The sequence below is a fragment of the Rhizobium pisi genome (assembly GCF_003938655.1).
Taxonomy (GTDB): Bacteria; Pseudomonadota; Alphaproteobacteria; order Rhizobiales; family Rhizobiaceae; genus Rhizobium; species Rhizobium pisi.
The window spans coordinates 1-1,408 of record NZ_RJJT01000062.1; the positions used below are offsets into that span (position 1 = coordinate 1).

The following is a 1,408-nucleotide window of genomic DNA, read 5'->3' on the forward strand; positions in this document are numbered from 1 at the left end:
GACCAACCAGCCGCACGGCGAGTTTTTGACCTTCATCCATAACTAGGTGTCCACCTCTTTTAGGTGGACACCTAATGCCAAAGCTCAATCAACTACAGAAGGTGCGGAGAAATTCGCGCTTACCCTGCTCCGGCTAGCAAGGCGAGGTGATAGTGTCGTTTTTGTCGGTACTCAGACAGACCGAACCGACGAGGAAAGTAGAGGCAATATCCTCGGCATGGCCGAGATCGGATTTGAACCTTTAAAGACGCTTGATCTGGTCGGTCGAGCAGACCTCGATGAACGGGATTTCGATGCTGCCGGAAACTTCAAGTTTCCGCACGCCGTGGCGCTGACCCGCGCGTGGCGGTTCGAACCGGCTCCTCTGTTGACCCGAACGCTCTCTAGGCAGTTGGCCATGGTGGCGACGTCGGGCGTGCAGGAGATCGAAGAGCCTTCCGACGTCGCCGCGATCTTCGCACTGCAAACAGTCGAAATCGATTTGCCGACCTTGCCGGCGCTGGAAGCAATGCGCCGGATGAATGACGCGCTTCGCAACACGACTGGTCCTCGACCGAGCGGCGCAGGTTACGAGGTCAATCCGCCTGTCGGCGGCGAAGCGTGGACCTATGGACTACGGTTCGGCAAACGAGACGTCTGGAAGATCGGCTGGGCAACCGATGTCGATGGCAGATGCACCGACATCAATCAGCATATCCCTATCGAGCTTGGCCTGGAGCAATGGGGCGTCGTCCTTCGGCAACGCATGAACAGTCGCGATGCGGCCTATGACATGGAGCAACGCGTTCTTGAGTTATTGGCGAATAAGCGGAAAGGTTATGAGCGTGTCCATTGCTCGCGGAGCGAGATTGATTCCGCCTGGCAGCAGGCATTCGTCGATGTCATCCGCGGGAAATGACGCAAGATCAGATCCTCGCGGCGGGGCCGGTGCGCTCGGCGTTTTCCCCGTTTCGTGCGACATCGACCGCGGGGTTCACGGCGTGTGTGTGGGGGCAGCCATTAATTATGGAACTTATGTCTGTTGTCCAAACCTGATGATGGCGCCCGCGTAGTAGGTCATCTCAATCTTTTGTATATCCTCTCGTTCCAGTATGTACTCAGGCTTATATAGGGTTTGAACGATGTTCTTCGAAAGTTGAGGTCCAGTCTCACAGGAGACGTTCACTTCCGATTTGTTGTGATATAGCGCCTCTCCCCAGACACTCTGAAGAACCTCATGATCATATATTCGGTCTGCTGTTTTACGTGCAAACTGAAGCTTGGGTTATTGAGTGGCATCGCGGGCACTGTAAACTTAACGCTCTGAAAGCAAGATCTCGGAGTGAGGTTTTGATTCATGCGGTGTGAAGACGTGCGATTTGGCGCCAAGTATCCAAGGCTGCCGCTCGCAGTTCGCGATGGTGGGCGG

The 1,408-nt window shown here is 55.3% G+C and carries 1 protein-coding gene; it reads left to right on the plus strand.

What is annotated here, in order from left to right; genetic code table 11:
* The first annotated feature begins 46 nt into the window (after window positions 1-46).
* Window positions 47-898: a hypothetical protein gene (locus tag EFD55_RS32885; RefSeq protein WP_125851285.1), complete on the plus strand. Its 852-nt coding sequence runs from the start codon at window positions 47-49 to the stop codon at window positions 896-898.
* Window positions 899-1,408: the final 510 nt, after the last annotated feature.